The sequence below is a fragment of the Burkholderia sp. Se-20378 genome, from assembly GCF_017104665.1.
Taxonomy (GTDB): domain Bacteria; phylum Pseudomonadota; class Gammaproteobacteria; order Burkholderiales; family Burkholderiaceae; genus Burkholderia; species Burkholderia lata.
On sequence record NZ_JAAGPG010000150.1, the window covers coordinates 1 to 17,473 of the forward strand.

The 17,473-nt window shown below is 67.0% G+C and carries 20 protein-coding genes and 1 pseudogene; 2 read left to right on the top strand and 19 right to left on the bottom strand.

The window, feature by feature from the left end:
- The 18 genes from G3N93_RS17545 to G3N93_RS17625 form a co-directional block, all read right to left on the bottom strand.
- A partial coding sequence (locus tag G3N93_RS17545) for a phage tail tape measure protein (protein ID WP_206133590.1) occupies positions 1 to 2,271 on the bottom strand: 2,271 nt, incomplete at its 3' end.
- A gap of 15 nt (positions 2,272 to 2,286) precedes the next feature.
- The gene (locus G3N93_RS17550; protein ID WP_006484104.1) at positions 2,287 to 2,400 is read right to left on the bottom strand and encodes a GpE family phage tail protein; all 114 of its coding nucleotides are present in this window, start codon (positions 2,398 to 2,400) and stop codon (positions 2,287 to 2,289) included.
- 8 nt (positions 2,401 to 2,408) lie between these two features.
- Entirely contained in the window at positions 2,409 to 2,780 is a 372-nt protein-coding gene (locus tag G3N93_RS17555) for a phage tail assembly protein (protein ID WP_206133591.1), read from the bottom strand.
- A gap of 74 nt (positions 2,781 to 2,854) precedes the next feature.
- Complete coding sequence (locus tag G3N93_RS17560) at positions 2,855 to 3,364, bottom strand: phage major tail tube protein (protein ID WP_048251463.1); 510 nt, start codon at positions 3,362 to 3,364, stop codon at positions 2,855 to 2,857.
- 28 nt (positions 3,365 to 3,392) lie between these two features.
- Positions 3,393 to 4,565, bottom strand: coding sequence for a phage tail sheath protein (locus G3N93_RS17565; protein WP_174940122.1), 1,173 nt, complete (start codon positions 4,563 to 4,565; stop codon positions 3,393 to 3,395).
- A 60-nt stretch (positions 4,566 to 4,625) separates the two neighbouring features.
- Positions 4,626 to 5,312, bottom strand: a complete 687-nt coding sequence (locus G3N93_RS17570) for a tail fiber assembly protein (RefSeq protein WP_206133592.1) — start codon at positions 5,310 to 5,312, stop codon at positions 4,626 to 4,628.
- Positions 5,313 to 5,327: 15 nt separating this feature from the next.
- Positions 5,328 to 7,892, bottom strand: a complete 2,565-nt coding sequence (locus G3N93_RS17575; protein ID WP_206133593.1) for a phage tail protein — start codon at positions 7,890 to 7,892, stop codon at positions 5,328 to 5,330.
- A gap of 6 nt (positions 7,893 to 7,898) precedes the next feature.
- Positions 7,899 to 8,441 (bottom strand): phage tail protein I, encoded by a 543-nt coding sequence (locus tag G3N93_RS17580; protein WP_206133594.1) that lies wholly within the window; start codon positions 8,439 to 8,441, stop codon positions 7,899 to 7,901.
- The gene (locus G3N93_RS17585) at positions 8,434 to 9,348 is read right to left on the bottom strand and encodes a baseplate J/gp47 family protein (protein ID WP_206133595.1); all 915 of its coding nucleotides are present in this window, start codon (positions 9,346 to 9,348) and stop codon (positions 8,434 to 8,436) included. Before G3N93_RS17585 ends, G3N93_RS17580 begins: the two co-directional genes overlap by 8 nt.
- On the bottom strand, positions 9,345 to 9,707 hold the full coding sequence (locus G3N93_RS17590; RefSeq protein WP_174940112.1) for a GPW/gp25 family protein: 363 nt from the start codon (positions 9,705 to 9,707) through the stop codon (positions 9,345 to 9,347). Before G3N93_RS17590 ends, G3N93_RS17585 begins: the two co-directional genes overlap by 4 nt.
- Positions 9,704 to 10,390 carry a phage baseplate assembly protein V gene (locus G3N93_RS17595; protein ID WP_206122998.1) on the bottom strand — a complete coding sequence of 229 codons (687 nt, stop codon included), beginning with the start codon at positions 10,388 to 10,390 and terminating at the stop codon, positions 9,704 to 9,706. Before G3N93_RS17595 ends, G3N93_RS17590 begins: the two co-directional genes overlap by 4 nt.
- A 902-nt stretch (positions 10,391 to 11,292) precedes the next feature.
- Positions 11,293 to 11,742 carry a phage tail protein gene (locus G3N93_RS17600; RefSeq protein ID WP_174946619.1) on the bottom strand — a complete coding sequence of 150 codons (450 nt, stop codon included), beginning with the start codon at positions 11,740 to 11,742 and terminating at the stop codon, positions 11,293 to 11,295.
- Positions 11,735 to 11,974 (bottom strand): Rz1-like lysis system protein LysC, encoded by a 240-nt coding sequence (lysC, locus tag G3N93_RS41585; protein ID WP_241026579.1) that lies wholly within the window; start codon positions 11,972 to 11,974, stop codon positions 11,735 to 11,737. Before lysC ends, G3N93_RS17600 begins: the two co-directional genes overlap by 8 nt.
- On the bottom strand, positions 11,859 to 12,299 hold the full coding sequence (locus G3N93_RS17605; RefSeq protein ID WP_206133596.1) for a protein lysB: 441 nt from the start codon (positions 12,297 to 12,299) through the stop codon (positions 11,859 to 11,861). Before G3N93_RS17605 ends, lysC begins: the two co-directional genes overlap by 116 nt.
- A complete protein-coding gene (locus G3N93_RS17610; protein WP_206133597.1) occupies positions 12,296 to 13,141 on the bottom strand; it encodes an N-acetylmuramidase family protein in 846 nt (281 codons plus the stop codon). The genes G3N93_RS17605 and G3N93_RS17610 overlap by 4 nt, the downstream gene beginning before the upstream one ends.
- A 3-nt stretch (positions 13,142 to 13,144) precedes the next feature.
- A complete protein-coding gene (locus tag G3N93_RS17615; protein WP_089424212.1) occupies positions 13,145 to 13,411 on the bottom strand; it encodes a phage holin family protein in 267 nt (88 codons plus the stop codon).
- A gap of 1 nt (position 13,412) precedes the next feature.
- A complete protein-coding gene (locus G3N93_RS17620; RefSeq protein ID WP_069246837.1) occupies positions 13,413 to 13,757 on the bottom strand; it encodes a putative holin in 345 nt (114 codons plus the stop codon).
- 16 nt (positions 13,758 to 13,773) lie between these two features.
- A complete protein-coding gene (locus G3N93_RS17625) occupies positions 13,774 to 13,980 on the bottom strand; it encodes a tail protein X (protein WP_174916720.1) in 207 nt (68 codons plus the stop codon).
- A gap of 503 nt (positions 13,981 to 14,483) precedes the next feature.
- Between G3N93_RS17625 and G3N93_RS42450 the strand changes: the two genes are divergently transcribed.
- The gene (locus G3N93_RS42450; protein WP_206133598.1) at positions 14,484 to 14,834 is read left to right on the top strand and encodes a hypothetical protein; all 351 of its coding nucleotides are present in this window, start codon (positions 14,484 to 14,486) and stop codon (positions 14,832 to 14,834) included.
- Here G3N93_RS42450 and G3N93_RS17635 read toward each other — a convergent pair.
- Positions 14,824 to 16,677 carry a beta-galactosidase gene (locus G3N93_RS17635; protein ID WP_307873416.1) on the bottom strand — a complete coding sequence of 618 codons (1,854 nt, stop codon included), beginning with the start codon at positions 16,675 to 16,677 and terminating at the stop codon, positions 14,824 to 14,826. The genes G3N93_RS42450 and G3N93_RS17635 overlap by 11 nt on opposite strands.
- Positions 16,678 to 16,997: 320 nt before the next feature.
- On the opposite strand from G3N93_RS17635, the pseudogene G3N93_RS17640 reads away from it, so the two are divergent.
- Positions 16,998 to 17,473, top strand: a pseudogene (locus tag G3N93_RS17640) (TIGR04222 domain-containing membrane protein); the annotation flags it as partial.

Here is a 17,473-nt window from a genome sequence, read left to right on the forward strand (position 1 = left end):
GGCCATGAGTGACGGGGCGCCGGCAGCGGCGCCGGCCGTGCCGTCGTCGGGCGTGGTCGAAGCCTTTATGCCGAGTTTTTCCTTGACCCAGTCGCGCATCGAACTGCCCAGGCCGCCGATCGTATCCTTCACCGCGACGAAGCGGCTCTTGATGCCGTCGACGAGACCCGACACCAGGCTGGCGCCGATTTCCTGGAAGCGCGTGCCGATGTCGCCGAACCAGTCGCCGATGCCGCCGATCGCGGTCTTCACCCACTCGACGGTGGCGTCCCATTTCGCGGTGATCCAGTCGCCGGCCGCGCCGAACGCGTCCTTGATGGCTTCCCACAGCGCGATGAATTTCGGGCCGAGCGTGTCCCAGTGCTGCCAGACGTAGATGGCGGCCCCCGCAATCATGCCGATCACGAACATCAGCGGATTCGCCAGCGCCAGCCGGCCGAGCACCATGAATGCCTGACCGACGAGCCTGAACGCGCTGACCATCGACGTCGCGAAGCGGAGCACGTTCACCGATCCGAGCACGTTGCCGAAGACGCTCGCCAGCGTGCCCACGACCGTGAGTACACCACCCAGCCCCGCGAAAGCCGTGGCGAGGATGCGGGTGGCCGTGCCGTGTTCGCGCACGAACTTCACGATCTTCTCGAGCACGGAGGCGGTGACGTCCAGCGCCGCGTTGTACATCGGCGTGATCTTCTCGCCGATCTCGAGCTTCAGGTCGCGCAACTGCGCGAGCACGGCGAGCTCGCGGCCCGCGGTCGAATCCGCGGCCTTCGCCCGCATGCCGGTGACGCCGTCGGCGGCGGCGCTTTGCCGCTCGGTGTCGTGGATCTGCTCGCGCTGCTCGTACATCGTGGTGAGCAGGCTCCCCGCGGCCTTGTCGGGGAACAGTTTCGCCAGCTCGGCCTTGACCTTGTCGGGGCTCGTGATGCCCTTGGCGGCGAGCTTCGGCAGCAGCACCTTTTCGAGCCATTCGAACGGCGACGCCTGCAGCATGTCGCTGCCCGTCAGCGCGCCTGCCTTGAGCCCGGCGATCGTGCCGTTCTTCCGGTGCGTGAGCCCTTTCGGATCGACCAGGCCCAGCGCCGCCAGCCGTTGCGCGGCGAGCCCCGTCGACTTGCCCTCGAGCGCGCTGCCGGACAGTGCGGCCAGGCCTGCGCCGGCCGACTTGCCGCCAAGCTTCTCGATGAGCGGCTGCATCTGGTAATAGAACGCGTCGGTGCGCAACTTCTTGGCCGCGTTGCCGCCCGATTCGGCGAAATTGTTCCACTCGTCGCTGCTGACCTTGCCACCGGTCGCCGTCTGCATCTTCTGCACGACGTTCGCTTCGGCGCGAACCGCTTCGCCATCCTTCGTGCCGCCGCGCAGGTCGATCACCTTCATCATGCCCATGAACTGGTCGACGTTCTTCTTCGCGTCTTCCTTGCCGAACAGCGCCTCGTTCGCGAATTTCATGTCCTCGAGCACCGGCATGGCGACCCGTGCGCGTTGCTCGTCGCCGCCCACCGCCGACAGCGTCTCGCGCATCAGGCTCAGGTTGTCGATGGTCGACAGGCCATAGGCCTGCTGCGCGCGCGCGAACTTCACCGCATCGGCCGACGCACCCGCCGCGCGCATGCGCAGCGTTTCGCTTTCGGCCTGCTTCGCGGCGTCGAGCGGACCGGACAGCATGCCGAGCATGTTCTTGCCGACGCCCTTGACCGACTCGCCGCGCTTCGCCCACTTCTCGCCGACGCCGCGCAGTGCGTCGATCTTCGCGCGCCGGGCGTCGGCTTGCTGCTGGCGCCGGGTGTCGTACCCGCGCACCCCTGCGTCGATCATCGACGCACGCGACGCCATCGTCGCGCGGAGGTTGCGCTCGTCCCGCGACAGGTTGCGCGTGTCGATGCCCGCGCCGGCGAGCTGGGTGCGCATGGCTTGTACGCGGCCGGCCTGGTAGTGGTGCGCGGACGCCAGGTTCTCGGCCGCGCGTTGCGCCTTGTTGAAGTCGCTGATCATCTGTTGCGACGGCGAGCGGGTCGCGCGCAGCGACTGGGCGAGTGTGTCGACGCGCGCGCGTGCCGCCGAGAGATCCGATGCCGTATTGGCGAGGCCCTTGCGCATCTCGCGAAACTCGCCGATGCGCTTCTGCGTCTTCGCCATGTCATCCAGCTCGCGGCGGGTGGCCCGCAGCGAATCGGCCAGCCCCTTGTTGCCGGTCAGCATCATTTGCAGGGGCTTCGTCATGTTGTCGACCATGTCGAACATGACGCGCAGTTTCGTGGTGTTGTCCATCGTCGATCGTTTCGCTCATTGGGCGCCGGCGCGTACTCGTGCGCGCTCGCGCCAGTCCATCAGCTCGGCCAGGCTGAAGGCATCCATCACGGGCGGTGTCCAGCCGAACACCGTCGCGATGTCTGCCATCGGGTCTTCTACGCGGTCTGGGAGGCCAGTCGGGATTTCACGGCCTTCGGCATCAAAAAACCGGCGAAGATGCCTCCCAGTTGCACGAGGTCGGCGGGGTCGATGCTGGCGACGTCGGCTTCGGTCAGCATCGGCGAGCTGATGCGCGGCAGCACTTTCGACAGCGCGACGACGTCGAGGCTGACGAGGTCGGACAGCGACACGCCGCGCAGCTCGCCCGATTTCGGCTTGCGCAGCGTGATCGACGTGATCGTCTGGTTGCCGCGCACGAGCGGCGTGTCGAGCGTGTGGGTGGACGGATCGTCCTGGTCGGGCGCGGCGACGGCGGACGTATCGGCCTGCGAGTCGTTCGCGGCCGGGTCGGGTTGCATCGGATTCATGGTGGTCCTGTCGGTGATCAATCGGGGGGAAGGGCGGGGAAGGGCCCGGCCGGCGTAACCGGCCGGGCGGCGGATTACAGGCCGATCGCGTTGCGCAGCGCGGCGAACAGGTCGTTGCCGTTGACCTTCTCGATCATGTTGACGAAGTCGATCTCGATCACGTCCTGGCCGTTCACGGACAGCTTGTAGTAGCTGGCGACGGTCGTGACCTTGAACGCGGTGTCTTCCTTCGACTTCGCGGTGCCCGGGTCGATTTCGCTGTGGCGGCCGCGGATGACGATCTCGATCGCGTCGACGTTGGTCGAATCCTCGGACTGGTAGCCGCCGGCGAAGCGCAGCAGCACGCCGTCGTGCTTCGTGATCGCGTATTGCCCGAGCACGGAGCGCATGAAGCCGCCGCAGGTCCATTCGAGCTGGATCCCTTCCTGCCCGAAGTCGACCTTGATCGGGCCGCTCATGCCGCCGCCCTGGTAGTCCTCCATCTTGCGCGTGAGCTTCGGCAGCGTGACTTCGACAACCTGGCCGACGAAGTTCTCGCCGTTCTGGAACAGGTTGAATCCCTTGAGTTTGCGAGGCATACCCATCGTGTTTGACTCCTGGTGAGGCCGGTCGTTACGCGCTGACGCGCGCGGCGAAATCGGCGAGGTAACGGTCGGTGATGCGCTGGCGCAGCATCAGGTTTTCGAGCGGCGGAACCGGCGTGTATTCGTAGTCGAGATACGCCTTGCCGGACTTCAGCACGTCGGTCGTGTTCGGCTCCGGGTCGTACCAGGCCGAGCCGCCGATCAGGTAGCCCTGCGAGATCCATTCGCGGAACTTGGCGTTGATCGTTTCGATGATGTCGCGCGGCAGCGACGGGTTGAGCGGGCCGTCGATGATCGCCATCTGCGCTTCGGCGATCGAATCGGCGATGACCTGTGCGGTGCGCGTGTAGTTCTCGAACGCGAACAGCGGATCGTCCGAGCACGTGCGCGAGCCCCAGAAGCGGAAGCCGTTGCGGTTCACGAGCGTCGTCACGTCCTGCTCGTTGAGGAAGCCCGCGTCCGTCGCCGGATCCTGCAGGTCCCACGACACGTCGGCGCTGATGCCGGTGACGCCGTTCACGCCGACGTTCGACAGCGTCTTGTGCCAGCCCGTGTCGTTGTCGATCTTCGCACGCAGGCCGGCCGCATATGCGGTGGCCGGCACCACGACCGTCTTGTTGGTCGTGTCGTCCCACGCGAGGAAGTCCGGCCAGACGACCATCAGTTCGCGCTGGCTGAACTGCTTGCGATAGGTGACGGCTTCTTCCTTCGTCTTGCAGCCGTTGGCCGACACGTACGCGAATGCGCGCAGCGACTGCGCGATCGACGCGAGCGCCGTGGCGACGGGTTGCGTGTCGAGGCCCGGCGTCGCGAGGATGCGCGGCTTCACGCCGAAGCGTGCCTGCGCACCGAGCAGCGCCTTCATGCCGGTGTACTTGCCATCGGCGGTGACGGTGCCGATCACGTTGGTCGCCGTCTCGGCGGCGTCCTTGCCGTCGGCGACGCGCACGACGATCGTGACGGGCTTGGTCTGCCGGCCGATCGCATCGAGCGTGCGGCGCAGCGTGCCTTTGGTGCCGGCCTTGCCGAGCGCGGCGACGACGTTGGTCAGCAGGACGGGCGTGTCGAGCGGGAAGGCGGTGGCATCGGCGTCGGACGCGGTGCAGACGATGCCGACGACGGCCGTCGACACGGTGCGGATCGGGCGCGAGCCCTCGTTGATTTCGATGACGCGTACGCCGTGGTGATAATCCTGCGGCATGGTGTGTGGCTCCTGTGTATGCAGATCAGATGAAAGAGAACGGGAGAAATCCCGTGCGGATCAGGCCGCGGGGTCCGCGACCGGAGCTGCAGGTGCGCTGGGCTCGTCGGGTTGGGGTTCGGGCTGCGGCGTTGGCTGCGGCTGCGGTTCCGGTTCCGGCTTCGAAGGCGGAGGCGGGACGTACGGCGCCGGTGTAGTCGGCCACGTCACCGAATCGGGGAACGTGTCGGCCTGGACGACCGAAACGAGTGCCATCTGGTAGGCCGACCAGGCCTTGAAGTAGTAGACGCCTTCGTCATCGAGCAAGCCCGCTGCGTAGGCATCGGCCTTGCCGGCGTTCGCCTTGCGTGCGGCTTCCAGGCGGCGCTCGAACTCGGCCATCGCGGCGTCGCGTTTTTCGCGCTCGAGCAGCGCAGCCGGGATTGCCCACGCGCCGTTGATCCACGCGTGGCGCGGCGACGGTTGCGGTTCGGTCGTCAGGCCGAGTTCGTCGGGCGTCTTGCCGGCGGTCGCGATTTCGACCGGTTCGCCCGTGTCGGTGCGATAGCAGAGGCGGCCGCGGAAGTCCGGCAACAGCGTCCACGCGTTGTCGCGATAGAACGGCCAGGTCGTCGGCGTGCGCGCCGGCGGCTCGTCGAACGTCGCCCATGACGGCACGAGCCAGCGTTCGGAGTTGCGCGGATCGGCGTCGGGCTGGCCGCTGCTCAGGTATTCGCCGGTCGACTGGTTGTAGTGGTGGATCAGCATGTTTCGGGGTCCAGGTTAATAAGCGCGGATCAACGCGAGCAGCGCGACGTTGCGCGAACGCGATTCGTTGGCGCCGTCGAGGTTGACGGTGATGGCGTGGCTGTGGCGACCGGAGCCGCCGATGCCGACGTTGTGGCCGTGGTTGCCGGCTTCGCTCAACCAGATGCCGGTACCTGCGCCCTCGGTGCCGTGCATGTCCTGCCGGTCCCAGTTGTACGGGCCCCAGCCCTGGCCGTAGGAGGTGGCGACGACGCCGACACGACCCATCCGGACACCGTGTGCGTGGCCGGGGTCATTGACGCCGTGGCCGTGCTGTCCCTGCCCGTCGGTCCAGGCCGAGTGCGCGTGATCGCCAACTTCGGCCGCGCTGGCGACGTGGCCGTGCGAGCGGTTCGCGCTGTCCTGCCACGAGCCGAGGATGCGATTGGTGTCGACGCCGCGGGCGTCGTCCCAGCACCGGATGAATTCGCCGCGCAGCTCCGGCAGGCGGAACGTCGTCGAGCCGTCGCCGGACGAGAAACAACCCCATCGCTGGTTGCGCCATTCATCGTCCGAGACAAGCGTGCCGCTGGCCTGCGCATAGGCCCAAAGCGCGGGGTAGTCGGCGCGATTGACGAGCACACCGTTGGCTTTCAGGAACCCGGCGCGCGGCAGCGTGCGCGGCTCGAATACGATCTGGCCGACCGTCGCCGTCGAAATGGCCGCCAGTACCCATTCGGTCGTGGCGAGCGCTTTAGAGCGATCTCCCGTCGCAGGTGTCGGGCCCTGCACGGGTGTCTGGAAGGTCGTTCCGCCCGGTGTGAATGAAACCTGCGCAATCCCGTTACAGGTCACGCCGAACGACCCGTCGTTGATGTGGTAAAGGCCCGTGTCCGGCGCACCGTCGTTGATGAACGTGAGGGACGGTGCTTTTGCGCTGCCTTCCGACAGGAAAATCCGCTTGCCCGGATCGAACCAGAGATCGCCCGACATCGTGCCGCCGGTCCGACGGTCGAGCGGGGTGAGGTTTGCCGTGTGCCACACCACGTTGCCGTTGATGCGGAAGGTATGGTCGTCCAGGATGTACTGGAACGAGTCGGCTTTACCCCACCAGCCCACCGAATGGGCATTGGCGTAGAAATGGCCGTCGACAGGGCCGAGCCGGATGTGTCCTTCATCCGTATTCCTGCCGATTGCGAGATCACCGCCGATGTTTGTCAGGGCGCCGCTGTCGCTGATGCGGACGATCCCGTCGGCGAGCGACCAGGCAAACGGACGGAAATCATTCCACTGACCCTCCGGATCGCCCTTGTTCGTCGACAGCAGATACACGTTCGTGCCGTCGTTGCGCAGGAAGGCGCCGTAGTCGTTGGAGATTGCGCGGAATTGCGCGCCGGCGTAGTCCATTGCACGGGAGGTCAACCCGCCCTTGAACGTGGCGTTTCCGCCAACCTGCAGCAAGTGCGTGCCGGCGTCCTTCGGTTGACCGATCAACACGTTGCCGTTCTGGCTGATGGAGGCCTTGGTCTCGCCCAGGACCTGGAAATTGATCCCGACGCTGCCGCCGGTCACACCGGCATTCGACGCATCCGTGGTCGAATTGAGCACGAGCGGGCTCGCGTTCGCAGGATACGAATACGAGTTCACTGCGTTGAGCACGCCGGCCGATAGCGCCACACGCTGTGCGGATCCGTAGCGCGCCACGGCGAGACCGTTGTTGACTTGCAGACTGTTCGTGCCGTCGTCGCTCGTCATCCCGATCAGCACACGGCCACCGTAAGCGACGCGCAGGGCGAGCGCCTGATTCGCGTCGTTCTCGTTGTCGTTGACCGCACGGTTGAGCCACAGGTCGACGTATTCGCGCCCCCAGGCGCCGTTGTCGAAACCCGAGCGCATCGTCGCGACGAGGCGCGACCCGGTATCGGTACCGGTACCGCTGAACGTGCCATACAGGCGCATGCGGCCTTCACGCCCACTCTTGCCCGACGGCGGGCGAATCGAGACATGCGCCGTATCCGGACCCGCATCGAACTCGGTGACGACAGGCCCGGTGAACTTCGCCCCGGTCAACGCCGCGTATCGCGACGCCGCGGTTTTCGGCGTCACGGCGCGCGTATCGTCCGCACCGGCGTTCACCTCCGCCTGCGTCGCCAGCTCGACCACGCCTTGCCGCTCCGTGGTCGCCGGCGGATTGAGAAACGACGCATCGCCAAAGACGAGTTTCGTCGCGTCGATCGTCGCGAACTGCAGGTCGGACGACAGCAGCAGCATCGCGGCCGGCGACTTCTCCATGATCGGCGTCGCCTGGCCATAGCTGGCCAGCAGCACACCGTTCTCGAGATAGAGGCCGAACCCGTACAGCGAGTACTGGTCTGCGGTGTCGTCCTTCAGCGTCGTATGAATCGTGTCCGGCGCGACGTTGGCGCCGCCGAAGGACTTGATCCGCTTCAGCTCGTTCGGCAGCTTCGTGAGCCCCTTGTCGGCGACGAACGGCGCGTTCGCCAGGCCGATTTCCACGACCTGGTGGGCGTTCGTGCCGCCGTTGCCGGCGGCGACGAGCGCGGCACGGCCGGCGTCGGTGATGATGATCTGGGTTGCCATGTGCGATCAGTAGTCGGTGAGGTTCAGGCGGCGATAGGCCGCCACGCGCGCGGCGGCGCCGACCGGTTGTCGGCCCCGCATCTCGAAGCCCTGCGTGAACGTGTAGTGCGCCCGTACGGGCTTGGTCCGGTCGATTTCCGCGAGGATGTCGGCGACGTATTCGGCGGTCGGCGGTTGGCCCTCCTGGCCGCTGACCGTCATCACGAGGTCGAACGTGCCGGGCTGGCCAGTCGGGCGCTGCTCGAACCATTCACGCAGGACGATGTTTCCGCCGAACGCCGCGACGACTTCGCGCACCGCGGCGGCGGTGCCCTTGCGGCGGGCGATCGGAATCGCCTGCCCGACCCGGGCGCGTTTCACGTACTCGGGCCAGTAGTCCTTCCAGGCGTCGACGCCGAGGTGCCACGCGAGCCACGGCAGCAGGTCGGAGCGGATCGCGTCCGGATTCATCAGCGTCGCGAGCGGCGTCGGCACGTCGTCGATGCGGGCGTTCGTCGCGGCGAGCCGGCGTTCGAGCCGCGTCGCGTTCGGCGGGAGGACGTCATTCATTGCTGTACACCCCGCCGTCGATCAGCTCGATCCCGGTGCAGTACGGCGCCTGCTGCTTCGTCGCCGGCAGGCCGGCGAGCGGGCTTTCGAGGATGACCTTCTGCACGCCGGCCGCGCGGGCGGCCGCGTAGATCCCGTCGAGCGTGACTTCCATCCCGAGGCGGTGCATGGATTCGGTGTATTTCTTCATCGCGCGGTTGGCTTCCGCGAGCGCCACCGCGCGATCCGGGCCGGCAAAGAACACGAGCCGCGCGCGCACCTGGTAGCGCAGGATTTCCGCGCCGCGCACGGTGACCTTGTCGGTGAGCGGCCGCACGTCGTCGGCCTGCAGCGCGGCCGCCACCGCGGCGATCAGTGCAGGGTCCGCCGTGCCGTCGCCATCGCGCGCCAGCACCGAGACGAGGACTTCGCACGGCGCCGGGCTGACGGCCGACGCGTCGAGCACGCGGCCGTCCGCGTTACGTGCGTGCGAAACGTACGCGCCTTCGGGGCCGGCGACGGACAGGCTCTGCGGCGCGAGCTGCGTGCGGGCGCGCAGGTCGGTATCGCTTTCCATGACCGCCGCGAGGTTGTGTTCCGGATCGGCGGGCGTGATCGTCAGGCGCCGGATGCCGAACAGCGCCGCGAGATGATCGAGGTCCGTGCCGACCGCGTAGGCGAGCATCACGGCGCGCGCGGCGTCGTTCACGCGTTGCCGCAGCACGATTTCGCGGTACGCGTTTTCCTGCAGCAGCTTCACGATCGGCTCCGATTCGAGCGCGAGCGTCGCGATGATCTCGGCCCGTTCGTCGGCCGGGTAGAGCGATACGAACCGTGCCTTGCGCGCGGCAAGCAGGGTTTCGTAGTCGATCGTTTCGACGACGTCGGGCGACGGCAGTTGCGAGAGGTCGATCGGCGTCACGCTCATGCCGGGCTCCCGTTCGTCACCGGCACGCGGGTCGACACGGCCGTGCCGTTCTCGCCGGTCCAGCCTTCGATGTCGAGATAGACCGACCCGGCCGCCGCATTCGCGTCGTCCGAGGCGAGCACGACGCGGGTGAGCGTCAGGCGCGGTTCCCAGCGCATGAGCGCCGTCGCGACGGCCGCGTACAGCCGGGTGCGCACGGTGCCGTTGCCGGGTGCGTCGATCAGGTCGGGCAGCTCGGAGCCGAACGTGCGGCGTTTCACGCACGACGCGAGCGGCGTCGTCACGATCCTGCCGATCGACTGGTAGAAGTGGTCCAGGCCCGAGATCGAGCGGCCGGTGTTCGCGTTCATGCCTTTCATTGCGGTGCGCTCACGAGTTGTCCATCGCCTTGTTCGCGATGCGTGTGATGCGGGAGGCTGATGCCCTGGGATTTCACCTCGCGGGTGAAGGTGGCGGCGCCGTCGATCTGCATCGTGGCGCCGCCGCCGGTGCCGCCGGTGCCGGTCATGCCCGATTCGAACGCGAACGGGCCCTTGACCGTCATCGCGCCGGTGCAGGTCGTCTGCGGGGCGTCGAACGTGATGCGTTCGGCCTTCACGGTGGCGTCGCGGGTCTGCACCACGACCGATCCCGGCGCGACGATGCGCACGGTCGCGCCGGCGGGCAGCTCGGCCGTGAGCGCATGCGCGGCGTGGTCGTACGTGATGCTTGCGCCGTCGGGGTAGACGCGTGCGTGGGTGTCCGGGCTCGAGGCGGGTGCCGGCGCGGCATTCGAATAGACGCCGCGCAGCGCGACGCCCTGCGCCGGATCGCCCATCGGACAGAGCAGCACGACCTGTTCGCCCGGCGTCGGCGGCAGCCAGTCGCGCGTGCCGCCGGCGGTGCCGGCGACCCACGGAATCCAGTTGGTCTGCAGGCCGCTGCCGTCGGAGTCGGCGTCGCCGACCGAGACGCGACACAACGCAGCCGCATGGTCGACCGCGAGGATCGTTCCCTTGCGCACCGCGTTGCGTGCCTGCCGTTGAATTTCATTTGCGTCCATGCAGCCATGGTGACGGCCGGGCAGCCAGGGCGCGAGCGATGGCCTGTGTCGTCGCAACGAGGACAGCGCGCACCGGATGCCGGCGCGAAGGCGCGCGTCGAGAATCGCATCACCGGTCAGTGTGAGGATGGCGTCGTGCGCCTGGGCGATGTCGCCAGCGAGGCTGGAATGCGTGAGCGGATCGATGCTCAGAGGGGCGACAGGGCGGCGGTGCGATGGATCGCGTGACGGTGAAAGGCAGGCGGGTGTTGTGCGGCGGGACACCAGGATGGAGCGTGCATGGAGGTGTTGCCACGAGCGACGACGTCGACGCGGCGCGTCGCATGTGCCGGTCGATTCGAGGGCGATGCGCGAGCAGGCGATCGGCGTTGCGATCGCGACAGGCGAGTTGGCCACGGCGGACGAAACGACGAGGGCGAGACGAGATGTCCGGCAGCGACGCGCAGCCGTTCCGGCAGCGAATGAACGCGGCGGAACATTGCGCACGCACGGTGTACGGTGTTCGTTCGATAGCACGCGGCGTCGATGCCGTGTGCAGGAAAACGGGCGGCCGTCAGCTGGCCTTACCTGATCAATGAACGCTGCAGAAAACCGAGCACGCGCGGTGCATGGTGTTCTCTCGACCGCACGCGGCGTCGATGCCGTGTGCAGGAAGACGGGCGGCCGCCAGTTGGGCTTACCTGATGAATGAACGTTGCAGAAAACCGAGCACGCGCGGTGCATGGAGTTCTCTCGACCGCACGCGGCGTCGATGCCTTATGCAGGAAGAGGGGCGGCTGCCCGCCGGGCTTACCTGATGAATGAACGCAGCAGAACACCGCGCACGCGCGGTGCACGGCGTTCGTTCGATAGCACGCAGCTCCGATGCCTTATGCAGGAAGAGGGGCGGCCGCCCGCCGGGCTTACCTGATTTGCGGCAGCGCGACCCAGGTCAGCGTGTTGGCCGGATCGACCTGCGTATCGTCGACGTGGGTGATCACATGCCGGCCATCAGGCCCGGTCGTGACGTTGACGCTTTCCGTCAGCGCCAGCCGGATCGACAGGTCGACTGCCGCCTGGTCGCGAACGCCGACCTCGAAGGCGATGCCGCTCGTACGTGCGGCAGGGTTCGTCACGAGATCCGGCTGGTTCTTGCGGACCCATTCGACGACCGCGACGAACACGGGATCCGTGTCGCCGGAGAAATTCGTCGCGAGCACGTGGGCCGTGTACCGGTATTCGAACGACGGCGTCAGCGTGCCGGTCGTCGCGATCGATCCCTGCTCGACGAGCACGGTCAGCGCGCCCGGTTCGGTTCCGAGCGACGGGATCGCGGCGACGAGCGCCCGCCGCAGGCTGTCTGGCTTAATCATGCGGATGTGCTCCGTGGTCGGGTACGGGCGTGCCGGCCTGGCACGCCGCGATCATGTCGACTTGGGCTGCGCAGGTCGCCCACGCAGCCTTCGCGAGCGTGAGCGCGGCATCGAGCTCACCGTTGGTGCGGGGCGCGAGCATCGGCAGCGTGCAGGGGCTCACCGCCTGGCACGTATTCGACGTAAGCGTCGGCGCCGGTGAGAGCGGGATTGGCTTGCAGGCGGACAACATCGTCAGGCAGACGAGTGCCAGCCCAGGCGCGAAGCGCGGCGTTTTCATCGGTCAATCTCCGGTTTTCAAGTCGGGTGGCGTCGAGCTTCGATGCGATCGCGGCCTGCGAGCGGTCGAGCCGGGCCTGCTGTCGGGCGCGCTCGGCCGTGTCCTGCCGCATGCGCGAGATGACGTCGTCGCGCCCGGCAAGCGCCTGTCGTGCATCGACGAGTTGCTGCCGGGTGGCGCCGAGGTCGGCGTGCAGCGCATGCACGTACAGCGCCGCGGCGGCGCACGCGGCAAGCGCGGCGACGCAGGCAGCGAATTTCGCGGCGAGCGCGTTCATGCGGCGGGCGTGGCGCCAACGGATGCGGATCCGCCCGGCGTCGACGCGGCCGGTTGCGACGCATAGCGGTCATAGGCGCGCGCGAGCTTCACGTCGTACAGGTTCGCCGCATAGTCGGGGCCGTTGTACGCGCGTGCGAATGCGGCCCACTGGCGGTCGCGGAGCGCGCGGCGCAGTGCGTTGTCGGCCGCGATGTAACGGACGAAGGCGTCGAGGTGCTGGGCTTCGCCGCTCTCCATGCACGCGACGAATTCGTCGATGCCGGCATAGCCGAGGCGTTCCCAGTGATAGCCCATCACCTGGAACGCGCCCCAGCTCGCGGATTCCCAGGCGGCGCCGGCATCGATCGACTCGGCCGCCGCGAGGCGCGTGTATTCCGCGGCGCCGCCGCGATAGCCGCCGCGTGTGCGCGACACGATGTCCGGCTGTCGCGCCGCGAACGGTGCGGGATCGATGCCGCGTGCCTGCAGCCGTTTCCAGAACACGTGGCGTTCGAACAGGATCACGGGCCGGCCGTCGGGCAGGAACCCGGCGCCGCGCGACTCGACTTCGTTGACCGCGCGAATGCACGCGAGCGGCACGTCGAGCGTGCGTGCGGCGCGTTCGAGATCGGCGAGCGCGAGGTGGGTCGGGTCGCGCCGGCCGGTGGCCAGCGCGGCACAGGTCTTCGGGCCGGCGATGCCGTCGTCGACGAGGCCGGTGTTCCGTTGCAGCGCGATCACGGCGGCTTCGGTCGCCGCGTCATAGAGGTGCGTGACCTGCACCGGATAGCCGGCGCGGATCAGCCGGCGTTGCAGCAGGCCGACGTCGTCACCGTGGTCGCCGAGGCGGCGGGTCTTCATGATTCATTCACTCCTGAGCAGGCGAGCGACGTTGCCGCGCGTGCCGCAGACGGACATCGCCAGCAGGACCGCGGTGGCCGCTTCGAAGAAGCCGACGGAGCCGGCATGCAGCAGCAATTCGATCGATGCGCCGCCGGCGACCGCGACGACGATCCAGGCGAACCAGGACGCGCGATGCCGGTGCCGCGCACCGTTGCGCCGGTAGGTGAGCACGCGCACGAGCACGGCGACGTGCGCGCAGAGCGCGATCAGCACGAGCGGGAGCGGCATGTCATCCCCCCTTGCGGAACAGCGCGAGCAGGTCCAGCGTCTTGACCCGTTCGATGAGTTGCAGCGTGACGGCGATGACGAGCGCGGCCGCGAAGAACGCGGCGACGCCCGTCGAATGGATCGGCGTGGCGCCGACGATTTCCGGTGCGGCGAGATAGCCCATCACGAGCGAGATCAGCAGGTAGGCGGCGCGCCGAGCGACGCCGATCTCCTTCGACGTGACGACCACGAGCGCGGCGCCCGTGAACGCGCCGATCAGCGCGTTGCCGTCGATGCCGGGCGCGAGCCCGGCGACGCCGATCGCGGCGGACAGCATCGCGGCGGTGGTGAGGTTCGGTTCGGCCATGCAGGCGATTCCAGGGTCAGTCAAACAGTTGCAGCAACGGCCGTGCGCGCGTGGCGGTGTCGAGCGGCGGCAAATGGACGGGCGTGTCGGCCGGCAGCACGACGCCGAGGCTGGCGAGCCCGGTGTTGGCTTCGAGCACGGTTTCGACGGTGCCGTCCGTGCGGCCGTAATGGCGCCAGCACAGCGCGTCGACGGTGTCGCCCTGCAAGGTGCGCACGATCATGGCCGGCGCTCCTGATGCGGGAACGCGACGCAGTCGCCGGCCGGCGCGGGGTGGAGGCTTGTCGAGGTCGTGCTGCTTGCCATGGCGAGGTCCCGGGCGTGAGGCAGTGGAGAGGGTTCCCATGGTCGAGCTTCACCGGGCGGCGTTCAACGACACGCATGCGTGGACTGTGCGGAGACACAGCGCGGCGCGTGTCGGGACGTGCATCGCGTCTTACGCTTTCAGGGGAGGGCTGGATGATCGCGAGCGGGCGGGCGAACGAACGGGCATGGCGTGTGCCGTGCAGCCGGATTGCAGCTGGCGTGAGCCGGGGCGGCCTTGGTTGACCTTGTGCAGCCTTGGTTTTGCGCTGTGCGCCGCGCGTCGCGCCTTGCCGGGCAAGGGCCGGGCGAACGTAGGTAAAACTCCGAAGGCAGGGGTTGCTGGTTCGATCCCAGCCGGGCAAGTCGAAGCTGGTCAGGTTCTCGGCGGTGTCGTTACTTCATCGTTGCCCCCTGACTACGATGAAATTGCAGTTAGCCGGTGCCGGTCAGCCGTGTTTCTGCTGTTGCTGGCGCGGCTGCCGGTGGCGACTCGATCACCTGCGCAACGGGCAGGTGCGTTTTCGACGTTTCCAGGCCCGGCAACCCCTCGCGATCGCCGACTTAGCGGATGACCGCAGCGTTCCAGGCGAGGTGCGGCTTGTGGTCGAGCCTCGCGTGGTTCCACGGCTCGACCTTCAGCCGGTCGTGGAACGCCTGGGCCTGCGCTTGGTTGCGGGTGCTGGTGCTGCCTTGTACGACCGGACCGCCCCCGGTGGGGTGGTCGAGCGTAATGCCAAGGCTGCCGCGGCGCGGCGGCGGATCAACCGGTGAGCGTTGAACGAAGGTCGATTGGCGCCGGCGTGATTTGATGCATGTCGAAGATCACCACTTCGTTGTACCCGGTTCGCAGCCACGGGGCGGGGCAGAACAGTCGATATTGAGGGCCGACGTTCCAGTAGCGGCCGAGGTTGCGCCCATTGACCCATACAATGCCTTTGATCCAACCACGCATGTCCAGGAACGTATCGCCTACCTGGTTAAGCATGAGGGCAGCCTTGAAGAACAGACCGGGTCGCGTCGGGTCGGTGCAGCGTTGCCGCAACCTCGTGATGTACTCGGCGTCCATCGGGAGCGCATACGTTGTCCATTCACGCAACGGCTTCGCACCGACCGTCACGTCCCCGTTGATCCCCTTTCGATCAATCAGGTCGTCGCCGTAGTTGACGCGACCCATGCCTTCGACGAGCACGTCGAGTACCTGGCCACCGGTCGGAAGTGTGACGTGCTCGCTGTTTGGTACGACGCGCAGCCCTTCCGCGAGATAGCGCGGCATTTTCGCTCGCGTGACGCCGCCTGCATATTTGGCGTCGACGAACACGGTCGCATAGTCATGAACATCGCCGGTTGACAGCGGGCCGCCCGCTCCGCCGATGTCGGCGTGGCGGTAAAGAACGAAGCCGGCCTGTTGGCCGTGCATTTCCATCGGCCTCGGCGCGTCGCTCGTCGCGATCGGTGCCGGCAGGTTGTCCCATAGCGATGCGAAGAGAAATGGCCGCAGCGAATGATCGCCGGCGAGTTCAATCGTAGGCAGTGAGGCCGGTACGGGCGGGAGCGGTTCGGATAGGTGCGCCTGAATCAGGTCGCGGTAGCGCGTGAAGCTGCCCGCTGCACGTCCCTGCTCGTCGATTGGTGCGAAGTAGTCATAGCTCGTGATGTCAGGTTGATAGTCGCCTGTCTTGTGATCGCGGTTCGCGCCGGCCGTGAAGCCGAAGCTCGTGCCGCCGTGGATCACGTAAATGCTGAACGACAAGCCATAACGCATGAAATCCGATAGCTCGCGCGAGATATCGGAATCGTCCCCCTGGAATTTCTGGTCGCCCCAATGGGTAAAGAAGCCCGGATAGACTTCGCCGCCCATGACAGTAGAACCAGGGAATTCTTCGCGTATCCGATCAATGTCGTGCGCCTTTGGCCCACTGAGGCCGATCGCGCAGCCGTCAAGCGCAGTTCGATTTTCCCGCAATTGCTTGACGCCATCGTCGGTAAAGAACGGTCCCGCGATGCCGCCGTCAACCCATGCGCGCCGTATTTCCTCCAGATAGGCGATGTCGTCGCCGTAGGTCGCATACTCGTTTTCGATCTGGATCAGCAAGATCGGCCCGCCGTTTGCCGACATCAACGGGCGCACTCGCGGCACCAGCTCGGCAATGTACTGGCGTGCCGCATCCATGAAGCGCGGGTCACGGTGCGAGCCCACACGCAATTGGATGTCATCGTGTGCGAGCAGGCGTGAAGGGATGCCACCGAGATCCCACTCGCCACAGATATACGGGCCGGGCCGTAGCAGCACCCACATGCCTTCGTCCTGGCAGAGCTGCATGAATGTTTCGACGTCGCGCTCGTCTGACTCGAAATCGAATTTACCCGCGGCCGTCTCGTGGAAATTCCACATGACGTAGACGGCGATGGTGTTCATCCCCATTGCCTTTGCCATCTGGATTCGGTGGCGCCAGTACTCGCGCGGGATGCGCGCCGGATGCATCTCGCCGCTACGAATCTGGAATGGCGCACCGTCGAGCAGGAAGGTGATGCCGTCGTCGCCAAACGTCAGGATGTGACTGCTCCCGTTTTTTGGCGTGGGGCCGGCCAGGATTTGCCGTGGCTCGAATGTCACGGACGTCTTGTCGCGACCGCATGCCCCGAGAAGCGGCACCAACGCTGCCGCCATCAAAAAGTTTCGCCTGTTCAAACTTATGTTCCGGTTCTTTTCTAGGGATTCACCGAGCCTGGCCCTGGCTCGCCTTTCAGTAGCACAACATTATCTTACGAATCCAATCTTCGGGTCGGATCGGGGGCCGTTACCGGCCGCACCACAGGCACCCGGCGCAGCCGGCGTGCCGGTGTCGTGTTGCCTCGCCGTTGTGCGAGAATCGCCCGCAACGACAACTCCAAGCGACGATCGCGGCGGCCGTCCGCGCATCGCGCCGACTCCCGATGGCTGCCATTCCGTCTACCTCGACCGCAGTCGATGCCCGCGCGCTGACCGATGCGCAGCAGGCGTTGCTCGCGCGTCTGCACGCCTATTCCCCCGACGACCCGAACGCGCCGCTGCCGTACAGCCGGCGCCTTGCCGAAGCCGAAGGCTGGTCGCACGCGCACGCGCTGGCGGTGATCGACGAATACAAGCGCTTCGCGTTTCTCGCGCAGGCGGCCGGACATCCGGTCACGCCGTCGGTCGCGGTCGATGCCGCATGGCATTTCCACCTGCAATACACGCTCGAATACTGGGACGTCTTCTGCGCCGGTGTGCTGCGCGCGCGGCTGCATCACATGCCCGGCACGGGCGCGCCGGACGAGGCCGCCGTGTATGCGCAGCATTACCGCGACACGCTCGACAGCTATCGCCGGTTGTTCGGCTGCGAGCCGCCGGCGTCGATCTGGCCGCCGCCACCCGGCCTGCGGGTCGCGCC